Source organism: Pseudoclavibacter sp. RFBG4 (assembly GCF_002931515.1).
Classification (GTDB): Bacteria; Actinomycetota; Actinomycetes; order Actinomycetales; family Microbacteriaceae; genus Pseudoclavibacter.
Genome location: NZ_PSYC01000035.1, coordinates 93,908 through 113,560, shown reverse-complemented (window position 1 = coordinate 113,560; position 19,653 = coordinate 93,908). Strand labels below are relative to the sequence as shown.

The 19,653-nt window shown below is 63.4% G+C and carries 17 protein-coding genes and 2 pseudogenes; 9 read left to right on the top strand and 10 right to left on the bottom strand.

Annotation, left to right across the window (positions count from 1 at the left end):
• From C5E10_RS13780 to C5E10_RS13765, 4 genes are all read right to left on the bottom strand, one after another.
• Positions 1–837: a carbohydrate ABC transporter permease gene (locus tag C5E10_RS13780; RefSeq protein ID WP_104332123.1), complete on the bottom strand. Its 837-nt coding sequence runs from the start codon at positions 835–837 to the stop codon at positions 1–3.
• The gene (locus C5E10_RS13775; RefSeq protein ID WP_104332122.1) at positions 834–1,781 is read right to left on the bottom strand and encodes a carbohydrate ABC transporter permease; all 948 of its coding nucleotides are present in this window, start codon (positions 1,779–1,781) and stop codon (positions 834–836) included. The genes C5E10_RS13780 and C5E10_RS13775 overlap by 4 nt, the downstream gene beginning before the upstream one ends.
• A gap of 40 nt (positions 1,782–1,821) precedes the next feature.
• Positions 1,822–3,051: an extracellular solute-binding protein gene (locus C5E10_RS13770; RefSeq protein WP_104332121.1), complete on the bottom strand. Its 1,230-nt coding sequence runs from the start codon at positions 3,049–3,051 to the stop codon at positions 1,822–1,824.
• Between the two features lie 98 nt (positions 3,052–3,149).
• Positions 3,150–4,190 carry a LacI family DNA-binding transcriptional regulator gene (locus C5E10_RS13765; RefSeq protein WP_104332120.1) on the bottom strand — a complete coding sequence of 347 codons (1,041 nt, stop codon included), beginning with the start codon at positions 4,188–4,190 and terminating at the stop codon, positions 3,150–3,152.
• Positions 4,191–4,760: 570 nt separating this feature from the next.
• Between C5E10_RS13765 and C5E10_RS13760 the strand changes: the two are divergent.
• A pseudogene (locus C5E10_RS13760) lies at positions 4,761–5,030 on the top strand (recombinase family protein); the annotation flags it as partial.
• A 507-nt stretch (positions 5,031–5,537) separates the two neighbouring features.
• On the opposite strand, the gene C5E10_RS18920 reads toward C5E10_RS13760, so the two are convergent.
• The 4 genes and pseudogenes from C5E10_RS18920 to C5E10_RS13745 form a co-directional block, all read right to left on the bottom strand.
• The gene (locus C5E10_RS18920) at positions 5,538–5,858 is read right to left on the bottom strand and encodes a hypothetical protein (protein WP_146080288.1); all 321 of its coding nucleotides are present in this window, start codon (positions 5,856–5,858) and stop codon (positions 5,538–5,540) included.
• A complete protein-coding gene (locus C5E10_RS13755) occupies positions 5,858–6,490 on the bottom strand; it encodes a division plane positioning ATPase MipZ (RefSeq protein WP_104332119.1) in 633 nt (210 codons plus the stop codon). Before C5E10_RS13755 ends, C5E10_RS18920 begins: the two co-directional genes overlap by 1 nt.
• A 583-nt stretch (positions 6,491–7,073) precedes the next feature.
• A pseudogene (locus tag C5E10_RS13750) lies at positions 7,074–7,681 on the bottom strand (recombinase family protein).
• A gap of 836 nt (positions 7,682–8,517) precedes the next feature.
• On the bottom strand, positions 8,518–9,081 hold the full coding sequence (locus tag C5E10_RS13745) for a PadR family transcriptional regulator (protein WP_219820371.1): 564 nt from the start codon (positions 9,079–9,081) through the stop codon (positions 8,518–8,520).
• 101 nt (positions 9,082–9,182) lie between these two features.
• Here C5E10_RS13745 and C5E10_RS13740 point away from each other — a divergent pair, with 101 nt between their 5' ends.
• The 7 genes from C5E10_RS13740 (at position 9,183) to C5E10_RS13710 (ending at position 17,297) form a co-directional block, all read left to right on the top strand.
• The gene (locus C5E10_RS13740) at positions 9,183–10,976 is read left to right on the top strand and encodes a sulfatase (protein ID WP_258071134.1); all 1,794 of its coding nucleotides are present in this window, start codon (positions 9,183–9,185) and stop codon (positions 10,974–10,976) included.
• A gap of 42 nt (positions 10,977–11,018) precedes the next feature.
• On the top strand, positions 11,019–12,338 hold the full coding sequence (locus tag C5E10_RS13735; protein WP_104332117.1) for an MFS transporter: 1,320 nt from the start codon (positions 11,019–11,021) through the stop codon (positions 12,336–12,338).
• A gap of 43 nt (positions 12,339–12,381) precedes the next feature.
• Entirely contained in the window at positions 12,382–14,844 is a 2,463-nt protein-coding gene (locus C5E10_RS13730) for a glycoside hydrolase family 3 protein (RefSeq protein WP_104332140.1), read from the top strand.
• Between the two features lie 80 nt (positions 14,845–14,924).
• Positions 14,925–15,704, top strand: a complete 780-nt coding sequence (ppgK, locus tag C5E10_RS13725; protein ID WP_104332116.1) for a polyphosphate--glucose phosphotransferase — start codon at positions 14,925–14,927, stop codon at positions 15,702–15,704.
• On the top strand, positions 15,701–16,060 hold the full coding sequence (locus tag C5E10_RS13720; protein ID WP_104332115.1) for a YidH family protein: 360 nt from the start codon (positions 15,701–15,703) through the stop codon (positions 16,058–16,060). Before ppgK ends, C5E10_RS13720 begins: the two co-directional genes overlap by 4 nt.
• Entirely contained in the window at positions 16,057–16,395 is a 339-nt protein-coding gene (locus C5E10_RS19570; RefSeq protein ID WP_181062777.1) for a DUF202 domain-containing protein, read from the top strand. The genes C5E10_RS13720 and C5E10_RS19570 overlap by 4 nt, the downstream gene beginning before the upstream one ends.
• Before the next feature lie 11 nt (positions 16,396–16,406).
• Positions 16,407–17,297 carry a formylglycine-generating enzyme family protein gene (locus C5E10_RS13710; RefSeq protein ID WP_104332138.1) on the top strand — a complete coding sequence of 297 codons (891 nt, stop codon included), beginning with the start codon at positions 16,407–16,409 and terminating at the stop codon, positions 17,295–17,297.
• A 30-nt stretch (positions 17,298–17,327) separates the two neighbouring features.
• On the opposite strand, the gene C5E10_RS13705 is transcribed toward C5E10_RS13710, so the two are convergent.
• Positions 17,328–18,242 (bottom strand): AEC family transporter, encoded by a 915-nt coding sequence (locus C5E10_RS13705; protein ID WP_104300724.1) that lies wholly within the window; start codon positions 18,240–18,242, stop codon positions 17,328–17,330.
• A 58-nt stretch (positions 18,243–18,300) separates the two neighbouring features.
• Between C5E10_RS13705 and C5E10_RS13700 the strand changes: the two genes are divergently transcribed.
• Positions 18,301–18,801 carry a CGNR zinc finger domain-containing protein gene (locus C5E10_RS13700; protein WP_258071132.1) on the top strand — a complete coding sequence of 167 codons (501 nt, stop codon included), beginning with the start codon at positions 18,301–18,303 and terminating at the stop codon, positions 18,799–18,801.
• 13 nt (positions 18,802–18,814) lie between these two features.
• Here the strand turns inward: C5E10_RS13700 and C5E10_RS13695 are convergent, their stop codons facing one another.
• Positions 18,815–19,651: an HAD family hydrolase gene (locus tag C5E10_RS13695; protein WP_258071141.1), complete on the bottom strand. Its 837-nt coding sequence runs from the start codon at positions 19,649–19,651 to the stop codon at positions 18,815–18,817.
• Between the last annotated feature and the right edge of the window lie 2 nt (positions 19,652–19,653).

Here is a 19,653-nt window from a genome sequence, read left to right as displayed (position 1 = left end):
TCATTTGACGGCACCTCCTGTGGCGCCGGCAGCGATGAATTTCTGGGCGGCGACGAGCATTGCGATAGCGGGGATGGAAGCGAGCACGGCGGTCGCCATGACAGCGCTCCAATCGTTGACGTACGACCCGAGGTATGAGTACAGGCCGAGCGTGACGGGACGAACCTCCGCGGTCGTGGTGAGTGTGAGGGCGAAGAGGAAATCGCCCCAGGTGAAGAGGAAGGTGAACATCGCTGCGGTGATGAGCGCGTTGCGGCTCACCGGCAGCACGATGGACCAGAACGTGCGGATGATTCCCGCGCCGTCGACGCGTGCTGCTTCGACGATGGATTGCGGGATGTTCATCATGAACGCGCGCATCACGAGGATTCCGAAGGGGATGCCGGCGCTGGAGTCGGCGATGATGAGCCCGACGATGGAGTTCAGCAGTCCGAGTTGGTTGTACATCGAGTAGAGCGCATTGGCGACGACGATGCCCGGCACCATCTGGCTGACGAGGATCGCGAACAGCAGGCCTGTCAGCCAGCGTGAGCGGAACTTGGCGAGTGCGTAGGCCGCGGGCGCGGCGACGGCGAGAGAGAAGACGACGCTGCCCAACGACACGATGATGCTGGTGATCAGGTTCGCGCCTTGTTCTTCGAGTGCCTGAACGTAGCCGCCGATGTCTGGGTTGAGCGGAAACCACGGGGTGCCGACTGCGCGGCCTCCGGGCTGTAGCGAGACGTTCACCATCCAGTAGACGGGGAAGAGTAGCACCGCGAGGATGAGTATGCCGACGACTGCGTCGACGGGGCGGCGCCAACCGCGGCTGGCACCGATGAGTCCGGCGGAGCTCATTCGTCCACCGCCTTCCTGTTTGCTCGCAAATACAGGACCGCGAAGATGAGAGAGATGACGATGAGGATGTTGCCGACAGCGGCACCCGCCCCGAAGTCGAACTGGCCGAACGACAAACGGTAGGCCTCGGTGGCGAGCGTCTCTGTCGACCCGGCGGGGCCGCCGCCTGTGAGACCGAGGATGATGTCGAGGGCCTTCAACGTGTAGACGACGCCGAGGAGCACGACTACTCCCGTGACGGGGCGCAGCATGGGCCAGGTGATGGCCCAAAAGGCTCGCCATCCGGTCGCGCCATCGAGCGCCGCTGCCTCATACAGATCCTCGGGGATGTCCTGCAGACCCGAGTAGAGGATCGTCATGTTGAACGGGATGCCCAGCCAGACGTTCACGAGGATGACCGCGGGCAGGGCGATGTTCACGTCCGTCAGCCATCCAATGGACACATCTGATCCCGTGAGACCGGACAGCACCTGGTTGATGACCCCTGAGTCCTTATCGAGCATCCATCGCCAGATAGCGCTCGACACGATGAGAGGTATGAGCCAGGGAAGCAGGAGGAGCGAGCGCACGACACCGCTGAGCGGAAAGCGTCGTCGGAAGAAGACGGCGAGTGCGAGGCCGATGACAAACTGAGCGACGATGGAGACGACAGTGAAGATCGCGGTGTTCAGCATGACTCGGCCGAAGCCGGGGGAAGAGATCACCTCGACGTAGTTGTGCCATCCCACCCACGGCGCTTCACCGGTGAAGAACGTGCGAGTTGTGAACTCCTGAAAGCTCATCACGCCGTTCTGCACGATGGGGTAACCGAAGAAAAAAACGAGATATAGGGCTGCCGGGACGACGAAGGCCAACTGAAGCCATCGTTCGGCGCGTAGTGTCATTCGTCTGCGGCGCGGGCGCGTCGAGGATGCGGTTGTTGAGGTCACGGGGTCTCCCTGCATACTGCGGGCAGGGGCCGTATGACCCCTGCCCGCAGATACGTCACTTGTTCGGTGCAGACTGCTGCAGCGCGGTCAAAGGATCTGCGCCACCCGTCAGGGCCGTCTGGATGGCGGTGTAGATGCCTTCGCTGGCGGCGGTGTAGTCCGCGCCAAGCTGGGCGGTGCGCGCGCGAAGGCCGGGGACCTGCTCGGCGAAACCAGCCATCTTCGGGTTCTCCGCGATGAACTGATCCACGAGCTCAGTGTTAGTGGGGACGAGGTCGCGACCAGAGGCGAGCGCCATCTGGCTCTCGTCGCTGCCGAGGCACTCGACAACCGAGGCTGCTGCGGCCATCTTGGCCTCGTTGCCGGTCTGCGGAATCGTCCAGACTTCTCCACCCAGAGGAGAGATGATCTCGTCGCCATCTTGCGGGGCGGGGAGCGAGACGACCTCGTAGGGGACGCCGGCTTCGTCGAGCGACGGGAACTGCCAGGGGCCGTTGACCATCATCGCGGTGTCGCCGGCGACGAACTGATCGTTGACGTCAGCCTGCGTCCAGGTGAGCACCGACTCAGAGGCCGAACCGCTGTCGACGAGGTCTACCCACAGCTGCAGCGCTTCCGCTCCGGCCTCGGTGGCGATGTCCGTCTCGTCGCCGCCGTTGGACCAGAAGAACGGCAGGAACTGGAACGTCCCCTCCTCGGTGGCAGTGGCGGAGAACGCCATGCCGTACCTGCCATCCCCGCTAAGCGCCGCGGCCGCGGTCTTCAGCTCGTCCCACGTGGTCGGGACGTCGATACCTGCTGCAGCGAGCATGTCCGTGTTCACGAACAGGGCGATGGTGTTCGCGACCGGCTGCACGGCATAGAGATCGCCATCGTAACTGGATGCCTCGATGACGCCGTCGGCGTATCCGTCGACGGCGATGTCGAAGTCTGACAGCGGGGCGAGAGCGCCGGATGAGGCGATCTGCGGGAGGTCTCCGTTGTCCAGCATCAGAACATCGGGCATCGTCTTGGAGGACACCTGCTGGAGCACCTTCGCAAGGTATCCGTCGTAGGGGACGTCTTGCGTTTCGATGGTGACGCCGGTGGTCTCCTCGCAGGCGGCGAGAACGTCGTCGTAGACCTTCTTGTCATTGGTGGAGCCGGCGGGACGCTCCAGCAAGATGCTGTCGGCGTCGTCGCCTGGTGAGGCGGCGTTACTACCGCTGCAACCGGACAGAGCGAGTGCTCCAATGGTGAAGAGGGCAAGTGGGACAGCGGTCCATGCTGCTCGCCGTTGAGTCATTTCGGATCCTCCAGAGTCAACTTCGACTGTCGATGCGCATCGAATCGATGCGCATCGACAGTAACACATCGCTTCGTCGCCTAGCGAGCGTTCGTTGCCTATTCGTGACCGCGCGTGGTGGCGCGTCTGGTCAGCCGCGGAGGAAGGAGAGTGGCCCGAGGGGTGTGCGCAGGTTCAATGCCCGCCAATCGCTGCACCAATCGCTCGACTGCTGCTCGCGACACGGCTCGCGGCTCCGGCGAGACATTGGTCACTTCCTCGGTGAACGCAGTCGCTGCCTCGTCCGTGCATAGACCGACCAACCCGACGTCGGGTCCGGGCGTCACTCCCAGGGAACTCAGGTGATGAAGCGTCCAGCTCACCACCTGCGGAGCCCGCGCGATGATCCCTGCTCTGCCCGGCTCGGAAAGCAGTTGATCGGCGACCGCGTGAAAGCCGGCGACTCCCGGAACGGGAGGCCGGACGATCTGCAGGGGCAGGCCGGCAGAGTCAGCCGCGCGCTGCGCGGACTCTTCGAATCCGCGAATGAATCCGTAGCCTTCAGACGAGACAGCTGGAGGTTCTCCGACAAGAGTGATGTGGTCGGCCCCATCTCGTACTAGCTCCTCGACGGCCATCTCTGCGGCGGCCGTCACGTCGAAGTCGAAGGCATCGAACAGAGTAGTCCCACCGGGGACGCCGATGAGGACCACCGGTACGCCGAGGTCCGACGCGGCATCGAGGCGTGGATCCACATCGCGAATGTCCATGAGTATCATCGCGTCAACCACCGAGCGGCCGGCGAGACGTTCCATCTCTGCCGCCCCATCCTCGCCGGTGACCAGCACCACGTCGTAGTCAAATTCTCGGGCCACGCGCGTGATGGTGTCGATGAACGGCAGGGTGCCTTCCATGTCGGTGGTCGTGTCCAGCCGAATCAATAGGCCGATTACGTTGCTGCGGCGTCCGGCAAGCGCGCGCGCGCCGGCGTTGGGCTGAAAACCCAATTCCTTCATGGCTGCGAACACGCGCTCTCGAGTGTCGTCCGAAATGGTACGCCTCCCCGTCATCACGTATGAGACGGTGCTCTGTGACACGCCCGCGAGCGCCGCAACGTCTGCGCTGGTGACACGCGATCTTCCGGTGCTGCTGTTGTTCATGTCTCGACGCTATACGCAGTTGAAGCGCATCGACAGTTCTGATGAAACAGGGCATCCACTCATTGCGCCGTCGCTCTCGCGCTGCGACAGCGACCAGTTCCTGAGCTGCCGCGGGTCTCAAGAGCTGCCGACAACGCCGGCACGGGCGCCGGACGCCAGTAATTTGGGGCGTGGAGGCTGAGACACCTGCCGTTGTGACGTATCAGACGTGGTCGACGGCGGCTCGTCCTTGCTGGGTGCGGACACGATACTTCGTAGCCAGCACCGCGTCCGCCAAAGACTCGACTGCTGAAGGACGTATGCCCGGCGCAGCAACCAGGGCTTGAGAACGCGGCGACCAAGAAATGGCATGACCACAGCGAACTCCTGTTAATGCCATTTAGGCGCATGTCGCAAGCTGTAACAGCTTTCTGAGACACCGGCCGAATCCCGGCTGTGTGATCGCTGCTCCGGGTGATCCCGGGTCAGTGTCTGTCTCAACAACACGTCTCATTGGGAGTGTCTCAGCGTGATGACGTGGAGGGGTTTGTGAGCCACAATGGCCGAGTGTGACTTCTTGGATACACCCGGGTGAGCACATCGAGTCAGGATGCTCAGCTGCAGCTCGACGCTCTCGTCGCAGCGGGTGTTCAGAAGCGCGACGTGTTTGCCGATGTCACCTCTGGCAGCAAGACCGCGATCGAGCGCCGTGGGATGAAGAAGCTCCTCGAGCACGCAGAGCCCGGTGACACCGTCGTCGTCTGGCGAGTCGATCGCCTCGGCCGCTCCCTCATCGACGTGCTGAACACCGTGAACCTGCTCCGCGAACGGGGTATCCATGTGCGCTCCGTCTCGGATGGGAGGAACGGGATTCGGAACGCGTCGACGCGAACTGGCCGCGATCGGTCCCGCCCGGAACGCTCGGATTGCCGCACGCGGCCGACGAGGCGCACGCGATCATGCACCTCGGAGACGCGCAGACCAGCGCTCGAACACAACCAGGGCGCTACGGGTACTTCGTAAAGCGAAGCCGCCTTGAACACCCGAGAGACACAGAGCGGCGCCTGCGCTCAACCTTCCCGGCCGAGTAGCTGAGCGTCTTGGAATCCATAGGTTTTTGAGACGGCGCGCACAGTGAGCAGGCTCCGCGGGGTACAAGTTGAAAACCCCGTAGACATCTGGGGGTGGCCACTCGACCATGGCGGGGCCTCTCATCCGCGTACAGGAACGCGGCATCACGGACGATGTCTGGCAGGTTGGCGGGCACCGATTGGGAACTCCGCAGCCTGTACGAGCACTCATGAAGAGGCCTACCTCGATCTGCACAGGTATCCCGGAGTGACTCCTTTTGCTATCACTACGATAGTGTCAACGCCTCGACTTGGCCTCATCCAACAGGATTTCAAGCCCCCGGCGCAACGCCCTAACGGCGGTGGCGTTGTTGCTTCGTTCTTCAAGTGCAGCGACCTCAGCGAGAAGCGCCGGGAGTTCAGGATCGGGGTATCGGACTAGTAGGGAGCGGGCGACATTGTCCGGCCAGCCGGAGGATGGCACCCTCCCCCGCCGAGCGGGTTGCGACTGGACCGGTGAGTAGTCCTTGCCCGAGTTGTCGCTTTCAGCGGCCGACGCGAAGGCTTCGATAGCCGCCTCGTCAACCTTGCGGCCGCTTGGCCTCTTACGAATGGCCATCAGTGCATCAGCTCCTCTGCCAGTACTTGGATCTCCGCCCTAGCCTTCGCGTTCGACCACTCAACAACCCCAAGACCTTCGCCGATGACGTCGCGGTAGGCCTTGCGCTCATGAATAACAGTGTGAAGCGGCTTGATGACGGGATAGTCACTGAGGTACTCCCCCGCGTCTGCTCGCTCACTGGCGTTGGAGTTCGTAGGCGCTTGCGTGATCAGGCCGCGCACGTCGAGACTGGGATTCAGGTCCAGTGCCTGTTCGATGACCTCGCTCATGTGAGGCAAGGTGTCGAGATCGAACTGGCTTGGACGCACGACTACCACCAGCTTGTCAGCAGCAGTCATTCCGGTGCGCATCTCCTTGCTGTCGTGACCGGCGACGTCCACGAGGACCACGTCATACCTTCCATCAAGGTCGAGCAAGGTTTGGTGGATGCTACCGAGCTTTTCCACGCAAGCGAGCGTTGGTGTTCGTTCCAGCTCTTCTCGATCCTCGTGCCACCTGGCGCTAGAACGCTGACGATCGGCGTCCACGAGGACCACGTCCTTACCTTGGCGCGCGAACTCAACGGCCAGATTCGTGGCGATCGTCGACTTCCCTGGGCCACCCTTTTGACTTCCCAACAAGATGATCATGAGTCGAATCTACGGCTGCGTGCCAGCGTACTGCGAGCAACACGCCGTCACTACGGTGTTGATATCACTATGCTTGTACTATGGCGTAGCGAAACCGATAGTCCACGGTTGCGCACTCAGCGGGCTGGCAGCGAGCACGCTGGGTCCGAGAGCGAGCTGGGCTTGCGCGGAGTTGCGGCTTGGATCGCCATGTTCCTACTATCCTTGTGATATCACTACGCTTATACGAGCTTCCCCTCTTCTACTACCGCCCCGCGAGATAAAGGGATCGAATCTAATGGACCCGAGACTCGGGGTGCCTGCAACAACAGGGCCCGTCAGTCAATCGACTAAATCGTTGTGATATCACAACGATAGTGTGGCGGCGACGTTACTGACCGCGGCCAGCGCTCACTTTAGACGATTCAAATAGGCTGTCACTATGATAGTGGTATCGCTCAAGCCGGCCCATGTGACCAGGGAACCATTGCGCGTGGCATCGCGTTTACTGCCCTCATCTATGGGTTCGACCTCGAAGGAGCGTCGCCCGCACCAGGTACGCGAGCAGGCGGGGTGGGGGAGTGTCTGGCAGAAAGAGACGGCGCTACGGTGCCGCTTCAATCCTGATGGCGGTCTGCATTCTCTTTTGCTGCCGGTACAGCGTCGCGCGGCTCCACCCAACTAGTCGAGCTGCTTCCACAGCCGTTCGCCCTCGTTTGCGCGCTTCGGCTACGACTTGGAGTTTCTCTGCGATCTGGACAGGATCGGAGAGGGGCCGGCCGAACCTCGTGACGTTCTGACGTGCCGCGGCGATGCCAGCATTCACACGCTCGACGATAAGCTCACGCTCGTATTCGGCAGGGTGGCGAGAATGTTCAATATCAGGCGGCCCGTTGAAGTCGCCGGATCGATTCCGTCGGAGACTGAGCGTATGTTGATGCCTCGCTCCCGCAGGAGGTTGACGGTGTTGAGGACGTCGATGAGGGATCGCCCCAATCGATCAACGCGCCACACGGCGACGGTGTCGCCGGCCTCTGCATGATCGAGCAACCGCTTCATGCCCGGACGCTCGATCGCAGTCCGGCTCCCGGACGTCACATCGGCGAAGACGTCGCGCTTCTGGACGCCGACGTCGACGTCGACGAGTGCGTCTAGCTGGAGCTGCGCATCCTGAGTTGCGGTGCTGACGCGGGTATAGCCGAGGAGTCTCACTCGGACAGTTTGCCTCAGAAACCCCGTGGCTCGTGCAGGTTGAGACGACTCATGATGAGGCGAGTTTTCGAGACAAGCTGGGTCCGGGTTTTGCGGGGGAGTGGATGCACCACGGGCGGGCTGCCGCTGTGTCTTGAAAACCTAATGATTGCCGAGGCGTGGTCATGTCGGAATTCTAGGAAAAAGCATGCCATTCGTGCGTAGCGTGCCTCTCAAAATTGGCGTCGATCTCGTTGTCGTCGACGTTTGGGAAGCGGCCTGCCGCGAAAAATGCGGGAATCTGCGCGTGCACGCGCCCAGGTGCGCCCGGCCTAACGCGCGATGAGTGCCGGGTCGTGCCGCCGGCAGCAGGTCTCGTCCGGGCAGTGGGACACCTGCCGGTTCTCGGTGTCGCGCCCGCGGGAGCACTTCGCGTCGTCGAACGGCACCCTCGGCCGACTTGGCCGTCTGAATCGTGCTCCAGGAGGCGCCAACCGGGGGTATCCGTGTACTGCCAAAACTCCGTCATGCGGTGTCGGTACTCGTCAGTGCGCTTGCCCTGGTCGCCATGGCGCTGATCGTTGGGGGAGGGCCCGTGGCGTATCGATCATCGCTTGTGTACCTGGCTCGAGGAGCTCCGCCGGCCTGCGGAGCTCCCTTGCCTCGAAGTTCACGGTCGTGACGTATGCGTCTTCTGCCTCGGCGGTGCTCTCGATCGGGCTTCTCAGCAGCACGTTGCCGACCGAAATGGTAATCGCAGTGTTCGCGACCTTGCTGAGTCTTGCGGCGGTTTTCATGCATTGGAGTGCCCCAAGGTTCAGGGGTCTGAACGCGCGCTAAGGCCCTTGATCGTGAGGTCATTCGGTGGGGCGCAGGGTCCGCCGGAGATTCTCGAGGGCATGGATATGAGCATCCATCGCCGAGCTTCCGTGCTCGTGCGCCCAATCATTCACAAGCATGCCGAGCGAGGCGTTGAAGGACACTGTCGGGTGCTGTTCCCTCTGTCGATCTCGGTTTCGGAAACGCTTTCTCTGTGTTCGTCGCGCGTTCAGCTCGGTGTCGATGAGATGCACAACGTCGGCTACGTCCATGAACCCAGCGAACGAGAGTCTCACGGTCAGCTCAGGCTCTTCGAACCGATTCGGCGGGACGTACTTGGAGGTGAGCCAGGAGAGGAAGGCCTTGGCTCCGTCGTCAGTGACGCGGTACACCTTCGAGTCGGTTGCTCCCGCTTTGGGTTCTACGGAGTGGCTGACCAGACCTCGTTCCTCCATGTGCGCGAGTGAACGGTAGACCTGGCTCATCTGCGTCTTGGGCCGCAGGAAGCGGCCATCGGTGTCGAAGAACCGTTTGAGGCCGTACCCGTTGCTTGGTTGCTCGAGCAGCACCCCAAGGATCAGATGCTCCAGCTTCACGGTCACGCCCTCAAGGTTAGCGGCTGATTCCCTCTTGCATGCCTACTCCACTTGTGTCATCCTTGGCCCACGAAATGCATGACACAAGTGTCATGCATTGTTCCGAGTTGGATTCAGACGCAAAGGAGCGCGCGATGCGGGCGATCATGCTCATGTTCGACAGCCTCAACCGGCACATGTTGCCTACCTACGGTGACACTGTCGTCGACGCACCGAACTTCGCACGCCTTGCCACCAGGACAGCGACCTTCGACGCGTTCTACGCCGGCTCCATGCCCTGCATGCCCGCCCGACGCGAACTGCACACCGGCCGGTACAACTTCCTGCACCGCTCGTGGGGTCCGCTCGAGCCCTTCGACGACTCGATGCCTGACCTGCTTCGCCAAGCTGGCGTGCATACGCACCTCGCGTCCGACCACCCGCACTACTGGGAGGATGGAGGCGCTACCTACCACACACGCTACTCGACCTGGGAATTCTTCCGAGGGCAGGAGGGTGATCCCTGGAAGGGTGTGGTCGCTGACACCAAAGGCTCTTTCGGTCCGGCAGCGATGCACTCGCAGGACCAGGTGAACCGGCGATATATGCCCACCGAGGCTGAGCACTCGCAGACGCTCACCGTGGATGCGGGCCTGCACTTCATCGACACCAACTCAGCCGCAGACAACTGGATGGTGCAGATCGAGCTCTTCGATCCCCATGAACCGTTCTTCACGCATCAGTCCTACAAGGATCTGTATCCGCACGACTATGACGGTCCGGAATTCGATTGGCCCGGCTACCAGAAGGTGAGCGAGTCGGCGGACCAGGTGGAGCACGCGCGAATGGAGTATTCAGCGCTCGTCTCCATGTGCGATCGCTCCCTCGGTCGAGTTCTCGATGCGATGGACGAGCACGGGCTCTGGGAGGACACGATGCTCATCGTCAACACCGACCATGGCTTCCTGCTCGGTGAGCACGGCTGGTGGGCGAAGAGCGTCCAGCCGTGGTTCAACGAACTCGTCCACCTGCCGATGTTCCTGTGGGACCCACGGACCGGTGCTCGCGACACCCGCCGAGGCGAGCTCGCGCAGACGATCGATCTTGCCCCGACGCTCCTCAGCTTCTTCGGGGTCGAAGTCCCCTCCGACATGCAGGGCATCAACCTGGCGCTGTCGGCTGGAGCCGCGGCCTCGACGCCCGTCGCACGCGACGGCGCACTGTTCGGTATCCACGGAGGTCACGTCAATGTGACCGACGGGCGTTACGTGTACATGCGCGCGGCTGCCTTGGAGGACAACGCTCCGCTCGAGGAGTACACGCTCATGCCGACGCACATGCGCAGCCGGTTCAGCCCCGACGAGCTGCGCGACTGGACGCAGAGCGAACCTCTGCCGTTCACCAAGGGTGTCAGTGTGATGCGAATGGATGCGGTGACCGGTTGGATGAATCCATGGCGGCACGGCACCCTGCTCTTCGATACCGAAGTGGACCCACAGCAGACCGCACCGATCGTCGACGACCAGCTCGAGCTGAGGATGGCGCAGTTGCTTGTCCGCCTGCTGCGAGAGAGCGATGCGCCACACAGTCAATTTCAGCGTCTCGGTCTGCCCGCGGTCGGCTCGGTCGGACCTGAGCATCTGCTCGCGAGAGCTCAACGAGAGCGTGCAGGTGAGCTGGCGAAACCGCTACCTGAACCTGCGTTCTTCGAGGCGCATCCGTTCCTCGAGCAGCCACTGGTCCACCTCAACCAGGACCCGCGCATGAGAGCTCTCCTGGAAGAACATCTGGGTATCGGTCGCACCGAGCTGGTCGCCGCGCCCGCGGCCATGTCACTCCTGGACCTCGCCAAGCACGCGTTCATCACCACCGACCAGCTCGTGGCTCTGGCCGCAGCTACTGCCCCCGTCAGCAACGACTGACTTCACTCAACGCACGACATTCGAGAAACTGAGAAAATTGCAATGACGCAACAGAGCTCTCTGAGCACCTCGCCGCCTGAAGCGGCGCAGAAAGTCCCACACCGGTGGCGGAACCTCGCCACGCTCACGGGCGTCACCGTTGTCGACAACACAGAAGCGGGAATGATCAACACGCTCTTCCCCTCCATCGCGGCAGCGCTGCGCCTCGACAACAGCGGCCTCGGCGTCATCGCAGCGCTCGGGAAGATCATCGCCGTGCCCGCGGGTCCCTTCTGGGTCTGGCTGGCGACGAAGATCGGCCGGCGAGCCGCACTCGTGCTGACCACCGTGCTCGGTGGTGCCTTCGGTATCGCAACCGGCTTCTCTCAGGACTTCGTCCAGCTGGCCGTTCTCGCCACCCTCATGGCCGCATGCCTCATCGGTGGATCGCCCATCGCCAACGCCGTCATCGCCGACTCGTTCTCCGACCGGGAGCGAGGTAAGGCAGCTGGGCTCTTCTACGGGGGAGTGAACGCCATCGCATCGTTCGTCGGTCCGCTCATCGCACTGTTCACCGGCATCACCGACGGCTGGCGTTTCGGCATGTGGGCTCTCGGTGGTCTCTGTCTCGTCGCCGGACTGATGGTGTGGGTCCTGTTCCGAGATCCAGGCGTCGGCGCCTCTGACGGCATCGCCGCCCCAGCAACCAGCGCCGTTGTCCTGCAGAAGACCAGCTTCAGGCGAGTGCTCTCGCTCTTCACCATCCCTACGTTCTCAGTCATGATGATCTCCCGCCTGCTCTCGGGCCACCTGCTCATCACGATCTTCGGTATCCAGTTCCTCGTGACCGAGCGAGGCTTCGACAACGCGACGGCCGCCATCGTCCTCATCCCCTTCGGGATCGGCTACATCATCGGAACTGTCGGTGGCGGGTTCACGCTCCCGACGCTTGATCGCATCATGGAGCTTCGCGGTCGAGTCTTCTTCATGCAACTCGCACAGCTGGTGTTCGCCGTGGCCGCCTACTTCGGCACGCAGATCGTGTTCGAGGGAATCCTCGCGTACGGCGTCTTCTGGGCACTCATGGGCCTTGGTCAGGGCATGAACCCACCTGTCAACCGCCCGATCGTCTCTTCCGTTGTCCCGGCAGCACTTCGAGGGCAGGCGTTCGCCATCTGGCTCACCGGATTCGAGACCGTCGCTTGGGCGATCTTCTCGCTCGGTGCGGGACAGCTGGCAGACACCCTCGGGCTCCAGCAGGTCTTCCTTTACGTGCTTGTGGGTTCGATGCTCCTCAACGCCCTACTTCTGACGGTGCTCTACCGAACCTATCCGCGCGACGTCGCGCGGGCGGCCAGGGAACAGGGGCTGCTGCGTGCGTGACCTGAACTCGACTCTGCCTCCCCACTCGACTGAAGAGGAACACATCGTGAACACCCGCACCGAAGGACCATCGGATGACCGCATCCGGGACCTCATCGAGCGCCTTGAGCTCGAAGAGAAGGTCGAACTCCTCACCGGCCGTGACTTCTGGTCAACCCTTCCAATCGAGAAGATCGGTCTGCGAAGCATGCTCCTCTCCGACGGCCCGAGCGGCGTTCGTGGTGAGACTTGGGACGAACGCTCGCCCTCCCTCAATCTGCCGTCCGCTACCGCATTGTCGTCTTCCTGGGACCCGGCCATCGCCTACCGCTACGGGGTAGCGTCGGCAGCTGAGGCACGACGCAAGGGCGTCGATGTCGTTCTCGGACCGACGATCAACCTCCACCGGTCGCCACTCGGCGGTCGCCATTTCGAGGCGTTCAGCGAGGATCCCGTGCTGACGGGCGAGCTTGCAGCGTCGTACGTTCGGGGCGTGCAAGACAACGGCGTCGGTGCATGCGTCAAGCACTACGTCGCCAACGACTTTGAGACCGACCGATTCACGGCGGACGTGCAAGTGAGCGACCGCGCCCTTCGTGAGCTCTACCTTCTCGCCTTCGAGAAGGCGGTCGTGGATGCACGAGTTTGGACCGTCATGAGCGCCTACAACTCGATCAACGGCACCACAGCTACCGAGAACGAACTACTGGAAGACCCGCTCAACAGCGAATGGGGCTTCGACGGCGTCGTCGTCAGCGATTGGACCGCCGTGCGCAGTATCGCGAGTGCGATGCACAGCCAGGACCTCGTCATGCCAGGACCTGACGGGCCCTGGGGAAGAGCGCTTGTCGAGGCTGTCCGTCGGGGGGATGTCGCCATGACTGCGATCGACCGCAAGGTGGAGCGAATCCTCAGGCTCGCCGCACACGTTGGCGCGCTCGATGGGTTCGAGCCCTCGATGCCCCGGAGCAGCACGGAGGATGGGCTGAGCTTCGCACGTGAGGCCGCTGCTGAGGGCACTGTGCTGCTCCGCAACACGGGCATCCTGCCACTCGACCCGTCAACTGTCGGCCGTATCGCGGTGATCGGTCACAACGCGGACCAGGCGAGGACCCAGGGCGGGGGAAGCGCCACGGTGGTTCCCGAACGGATTGTCTCGCCTCTCGAAGGCATCCGCGCGGCCTTCCCAAATGCGTCCGTCGAGTATTCGCTCGGCGCGGTTGTGCAGGATGGCGTAGCCGCATTCCACCCCGACTGCACGAAGAATCCGTCGACGGGGGACGCCGGCGCACACATTCGGTTCCTCGATCACCTCGGCGACAGCATCTACGAGGAGGACCGCTTCACAACCGAGCTCGTGTACTTCGGCGGGACCGCACCGATTCGAGAGTTGTCCACGTTCGAACTCACGACGTTCTACACACCTCAGCGAACAGAACGGGCTCGCCTCGGCTTCGCGGGAGTCGGGACCGGCCGCATCTACGTCGATGGTGAGCTGCTCGGCGAGCTCACGGCCGAGGCCGTGGGCACTGATCTCGGCGCTGCCCTGCTCTCGCCTCCTCCCGCGAGCATCCCAGTGCAGCTCACACAAGGAAAGCCTGCCGAGATTCGCATCGAGTTCCGTCCCGCCCAGACCGAGGGGGCCGAACTGGGGGCTCTCGGTCTGACGGTGGGTCTCGAGGCGAGCGAAGCTGACCCCAAGGAGCTCTTGGCTCAGGCAGCCCGCGCCGCGGCTGACGCCGATGTCGCGATCGTGGTTGTTGGGACGAACGCGAAGGTCGAGTCCGAGGGATACGACAGGACGTCGCTCTCGCTGCCGGGCAGGCAAGACGATCTCGTCGCGGCGGTCATTGCGGCCAATCCACGAACCATCGTCCTCGTCAACAGCGGCTCACCTGTGCTCATGCCTTGGCGCGAAGAGACCGAAGCGCTCCTGGTGACCTATTTCGGTGGCCAGGAATACGGCAACGCGGTCGGCGACGTGCTCACGGGTATCCGAGAACCGGGTGGTCGGCTCCCCACCACGTGGCCAGCACTCGAAACTGATGTGCCCGTGATCGACGTCACTCCGGTCGATGGGGTTCTGTGCTATGACGAAGGCATCCACATCGGCTACCGTGCATGGCTCAAGGCGGGTAAGGAACCGGCTTTTCCGTTCGGCTTCGGCCTCGGCTACACGAGCTGGGAAGTCGAGAACGTCACACTGCACCAGACCGATTCGAGCGGTGCGGGACGCATCACCGCTGACGTGAGGAACACCGGAGATCGACGCGGCAAGCAGGTCATCCAGGTCTACGCGTCTCGACCGGATTCTCGGGTCGATCGCCCGGTGCGATGGTTCGTCGGTTCGTCGGTCGTCCGCGCCGATGTCGGCCAAGAGGTACGCGTCGAGATCCCGTTCTCCTCACGCGCTTTCGCAGACTGGGCTGACGGATGGCACGTGGAGCCCGGCGAGTACACGCTGGAAGTTGGCTTGGCCGTCGACGATCTCCAGCACCGCGTCGACATCGCGGTTGGCGGACGGTAAGCACGCATCTCAGGGGACGCTTTCGCGTCTGTCCGGCGCGAAGGCGTTGCGGGAGGTTTTCGATGAGGGAAGGGCGAGACATGCAGGCACAAGCGATTGGCGTGGACGTCGGAGGCACGGGCATCAAGGCTGGGCTCGTGGAGGTCGACACGGGCGTGCGTCTCGGCGAGCAGCTTCATGTGCCGACGCCGACGGGCGCTGAACCAGAAGCCATCGCGGCGGAGGTCCGAGCCCTCGTTGCGCGCCTTGGCTTCAGCGACGCTTACCCGCGCCCGGTCGGGGTCTGCCTTCCATCGATCGTGGCAGGGGGACGGGCCCTGTCCGCATCGAACATCTCCGCCGACTGGCTCGGCCTCGACGCTCGGATGCTGTTTCAGCAGGCCCTCGGCACGCCAGTCCACGTGCTGAATGATGCGGACGCCGCGGGGGTTGCCGAGGCTGCCTTCGGGGCCGCGCGTACCTCCAGCGGACTCGTCATGCTCGTGACGCTCGGAACCGGACTCGGCACCGCCATGGTCCATGATGGTGTGCTTGTCCCGAACTGCGAACTCGGCCATCTCGAAATCAACGGCGTCGACTGGGAGACGCGCGCTTCTGTTGCAGTCAAGGAGTGGGAAACGCTGACGTGGGAACAGTGGGCGGACCGACTCCAGGTCTACTTCACTCATCTTGAGGCCTTGACGACTCCCGATCTCTTCGTCGTCGGCGGTGCGATCTCAGCGGCCGCCGACAGCTTCCTCCCGCTCCTTGACCTGCGAACACCCATCGTGCCGGCAGTTCTGGGTAACGACGCTGGTCTCACCGGTGCAGCACTCCTCGCGGCCCGGTCCCGCACCCACGCGGGGAGCGTCGCGCGATGACGAGGCAGCGGTGGCCACACTGGGTCTACCGGGAGGGCGACGAGCCGGATCCTCGCTTCACGCTCGCGAATGAACGCACCTTCCTCGCTTGGATCAGGACGTCGCTCGCCCTCGTAGCGGCAGGTGTCGCACTGGAAGCACTAGCGCTGCCCATCGAGCCGGTCGTACGCCTCATCGCGGCCCTCCTCTTCCTGGGACTCGGATTGCTCGCCGCCGTGAACTCATTCATCGGCTGGATGCGCGCCGAACGATCAATGCGCCGCCACGAGCCGCTGCCAGGGCCTTCGCTGAGCGGAGTCCTCTCAATCGGGGTCGTCCTGGCGGTCGCCCTCGTCACTATCGGACTCTTGGTGTGAAGGTCTCCGACGTCGGACTGCAGCCCGAGCGGACGCTGCTCGCCTGGCAACGAACATGCCTCGCGCTGGCTGTAGCTTTCGCCGTGGCGCTCCGACTTGCAACTCCGGTCCTGGGTCCGGCCGCGATCGCGGCGTGTGCCGGCGGGCTTGTCCTCGTCGCTAGCGGATGGGTCGGAGCGAGCCACCGCTACCGGCGGAACCACCGCGACTTGGTCGGATCCTCTGGCGCCCTCTCGACGAGCGCTCTGCCGATCATGCTGCTGGCGGTGTCATCCGTGCTCATCGCCACTCTGGGTATCCTGTTCGTCGCACTCCTAGGATCGAGCTCCCAATGATTCAACCGGACATGATCACCCTCGATAGCGGTGACTTCCTCATGGGCTCACAACGCCACTACCCCGAGGAATCACCCACCATGCGAACCTCGGTGGCGTCGTTTGAACTTGCTGCCACGGCAGTCACCAACGCGCAGTTCTCCGCATTCGTCCAAGACACCGGGTATGTGACTGTTGCAGAGCGACCGCTGCCCGCGGCCGACTTCCCCAGCCTCAATCCCGACGAGCTCGAAGCCGGCTCCCTGGTCTTTCAACCAACCGATGGTCCTGTTGATCTCCGTGACTGGCGAGCTTGGTGGAAGTTCCAGCGAGGCGCCTGCTGGACATTGCCTAGAGGCCTCGGATCTTCGATCGAAACGCTCGGGGCGCATCCCGTGGTGCACATCGCGTACGAGGATGCTGAGGAGTACGCCCGATGGCTCGGTGCGCGCCTTCCGACCGAGCCCGAGTGGGAATACGCGGCGCGCGGTGGGTTGGAGCAAGCAACCTACGCCTGGGGTGAAGCGCCCAACACCCCCGGAGGTCGTTTCGCGAAGACCTGGCAGGGGCGCTTCCCATTCGAGAACGAAGCAGAGGAGTGGCCGTACACGGCTCCCGTCGGCGAATATCCACCGAACGGGTTCGGCCTCTTCGACATGACCGGGAACACTTGGGAATGGACATCGAGCGTGTGGACTCCGCGACACGATGCGGGAGGTGGTAGCGAAGCAGACGCATCATGCGCGTGCAGTCCCCAGCAATTCGCGCCGGCCTCGACTCGAGGGCGTGTGACCAAGGGCGGGTCGCACCTCTGCTCGCCCGCGTACTGCCTCCGCTATCGGCCTGCTGCTCGGACGCGACAAACAGAGGACTCATCGACCAGTCATCTCGGATTCCGCATCGCTCGATCAACCAGCGCCTGATCCACGATCTGCCCGTCTGGACCCTTGTTCTCACCGAAGCTCCGAGATCAGCTCGAGCATGAGTGGCATCGACGCTGTCGACAGCAGCGTCTGCACGCCGATGATGGTCGCCATGAGTCGGGTGTCTCCGCCGAGTTTCGCGGAGAGAATGGCGGCAGACGGGGCGGTCGGGACGGCCGTCAGGATGACGATTGCGTGCAGGGTCAGCTGGTCCGCACCGAGTGTGATGGCCAGGCTGGCAGCGGCGAGCGGCAGTACAGCGAGCTTGATGAGCGTCGGGACGGTCACCTCGATCAGGTCGCGTCGTCTCCAGGTGAAGCTGATGCTGGCGCCGGCGATGAGGGTGCCGCAGAGCAGGGCGGACGATGCTGCCAGGTCGAGGGTGCTGGCGATCGCGGTCGGCAACTCGAGGTTCGTGATGCTCAGGGTCAGGCCGACGAGGCAGCTGAGGATGAGCGGATTCGTCGCGATCTCTCGCAGGAGTTTCGGTCTTGGCCTGGCCTCATCGTGTGCGCCGTAGATCGTGAGTGTTGAGACGCAGAGCAGGTTGACGACGGGTACCGAGATTGCGCAGGCGATCGCGAACGTCGCGATTCCGAGCTCACCGTGCAGTGCGTTGATAAAGACCAAGCCGATGTAGGTGTTGATGCGGATGGCGCCCTGCACTATCGATCCGAGGGCGGGTCCGGAGGATCTGAGCAAGGGTCGCGCCGCGACGAGCACGCCCGTTGCGGCGATGATGGGGACGGTCGTCGTCAGCAGGAGCGGGCCGACGTCGATGGCGCCGAGGTCGGCGTTCCCGATCGAGGTGACGAAGAGCGCTGGTCCGAGCACGTAGTAGGTGAGGCGTTCGAGGCCGCTCCAGAACTCGCCCGACTTCAGCATGCTTCGCCGCAGAACCGCTCCGCCGATCAATGTCAGCAGCACGGGGACGATCGCAGTCATGACAATTTCCACGCCTCAACCGTGGTGCAATAGGTCAATGCAGTTCAACCATGACAACATGACAGGTGTGTTCCTCGCGGCCGATGTGGTCAACGCGGCATCGAGCAGCGACCCGCTACAGCGGCTCGGCGAGGCATTCGAACGGCACGAGATCCGCGGGCGGGAAGCGCTGCAGCTATTTGTCGATGGCCTGCTCGACTGGGCTGTGTGCCTCCGCGGGGTCTTCGAGGGCGTGGATGCGCGGGCACGCTGCGACGAGGTCAACGCACTCCTCGCGACCGGAGCGAGCAAAGGCGTCTACCTGACCACGCACGACGGTCTCGACCCGCACCTGCACTTCGCTCCCGAAGGCGATGGCCTCCTCGCGCGAGTTCGGGCCGTCACCGCGGGTGGCCTGGCGATCTTCCTGACCGAGTCGCGAGGCGCCCGTCTTGGCGTCTGCTCCCGGCGTGGGTGTGGGCAGGTGTTCGTCGATGTCGGCAGGAACGCGACGCGTCGGTACTGCTCAACGCGATGCGGGAACAACGACGCCGTCGATCGCTATCGGCAGCGAGCCTAGCGATGTGATCGGCTCAGATGAGTCCGAGCTGCTCGAACGCCGCCCTCAGACCGTCTTCGTCGACTGATGCCGTGACGATGTCAGCGGCGTCCTTCGCCGCGGGTGTCCCGTTTCCCATCGCGACCCCGACGCCGCAGGCGACGAGCATCTCGAGGTCGTTGCCGCTGTCGCCGACGGCAATCGCATCCTCAAGCGTCAGCCCGAGCTCGGGAAGGAGCTCCTCGATGGCGGCGGCCTTGTGGACGCCGAGCATCGAGATCTCACCACCGCCCCCGCCAAGACCGGGCATGGTGCCGCCGACGATTGCGTAGTCATTTCCGAGGTGCTCTTCAACTCGCACGAACGTCGTCTCGTCGTCGCTGCTGAAGACGATCTTGGCGGTCTGGTCGAGCCGGAGCGGGCCCGAGTCGATCACGTGGTGCTTGAGGCCGGTGCTCTCGATGTCCGTGAACCCCAGCTGGGCGAGGACGCGGCGCATCCGCAACCGGTGCCCAACCGTCGTGTGCATCGCGTGCCGGCCCTGCAAGCTGTAGTCGACTCCCAGTTCGTCAAGCGTCCGCGTGACCGATACGGCTTCAGCCTCCGTGAGGTGCCTGTCGACGATCCAAGTCCCGTTGTAGCGGACGTAGGCGCCTGCACCCGCGACCATGCCATCGAAGCCGACAGCATCCACTCTGGCGTCGATCTCCAACGGGCTGCGCCCGGTCGCGAGAAAGACCAGGTGGCCGTTCGACTGCGCCTGCTTGATCGCGGAGTGCGCCGAGTCGGGCACGTCTCCGAGATCGGTGGTCAGCGTGCCATCGATATCGAGGAAAATCGCTCGCCGCCGGGACGGCATCGATGCGTCCATCA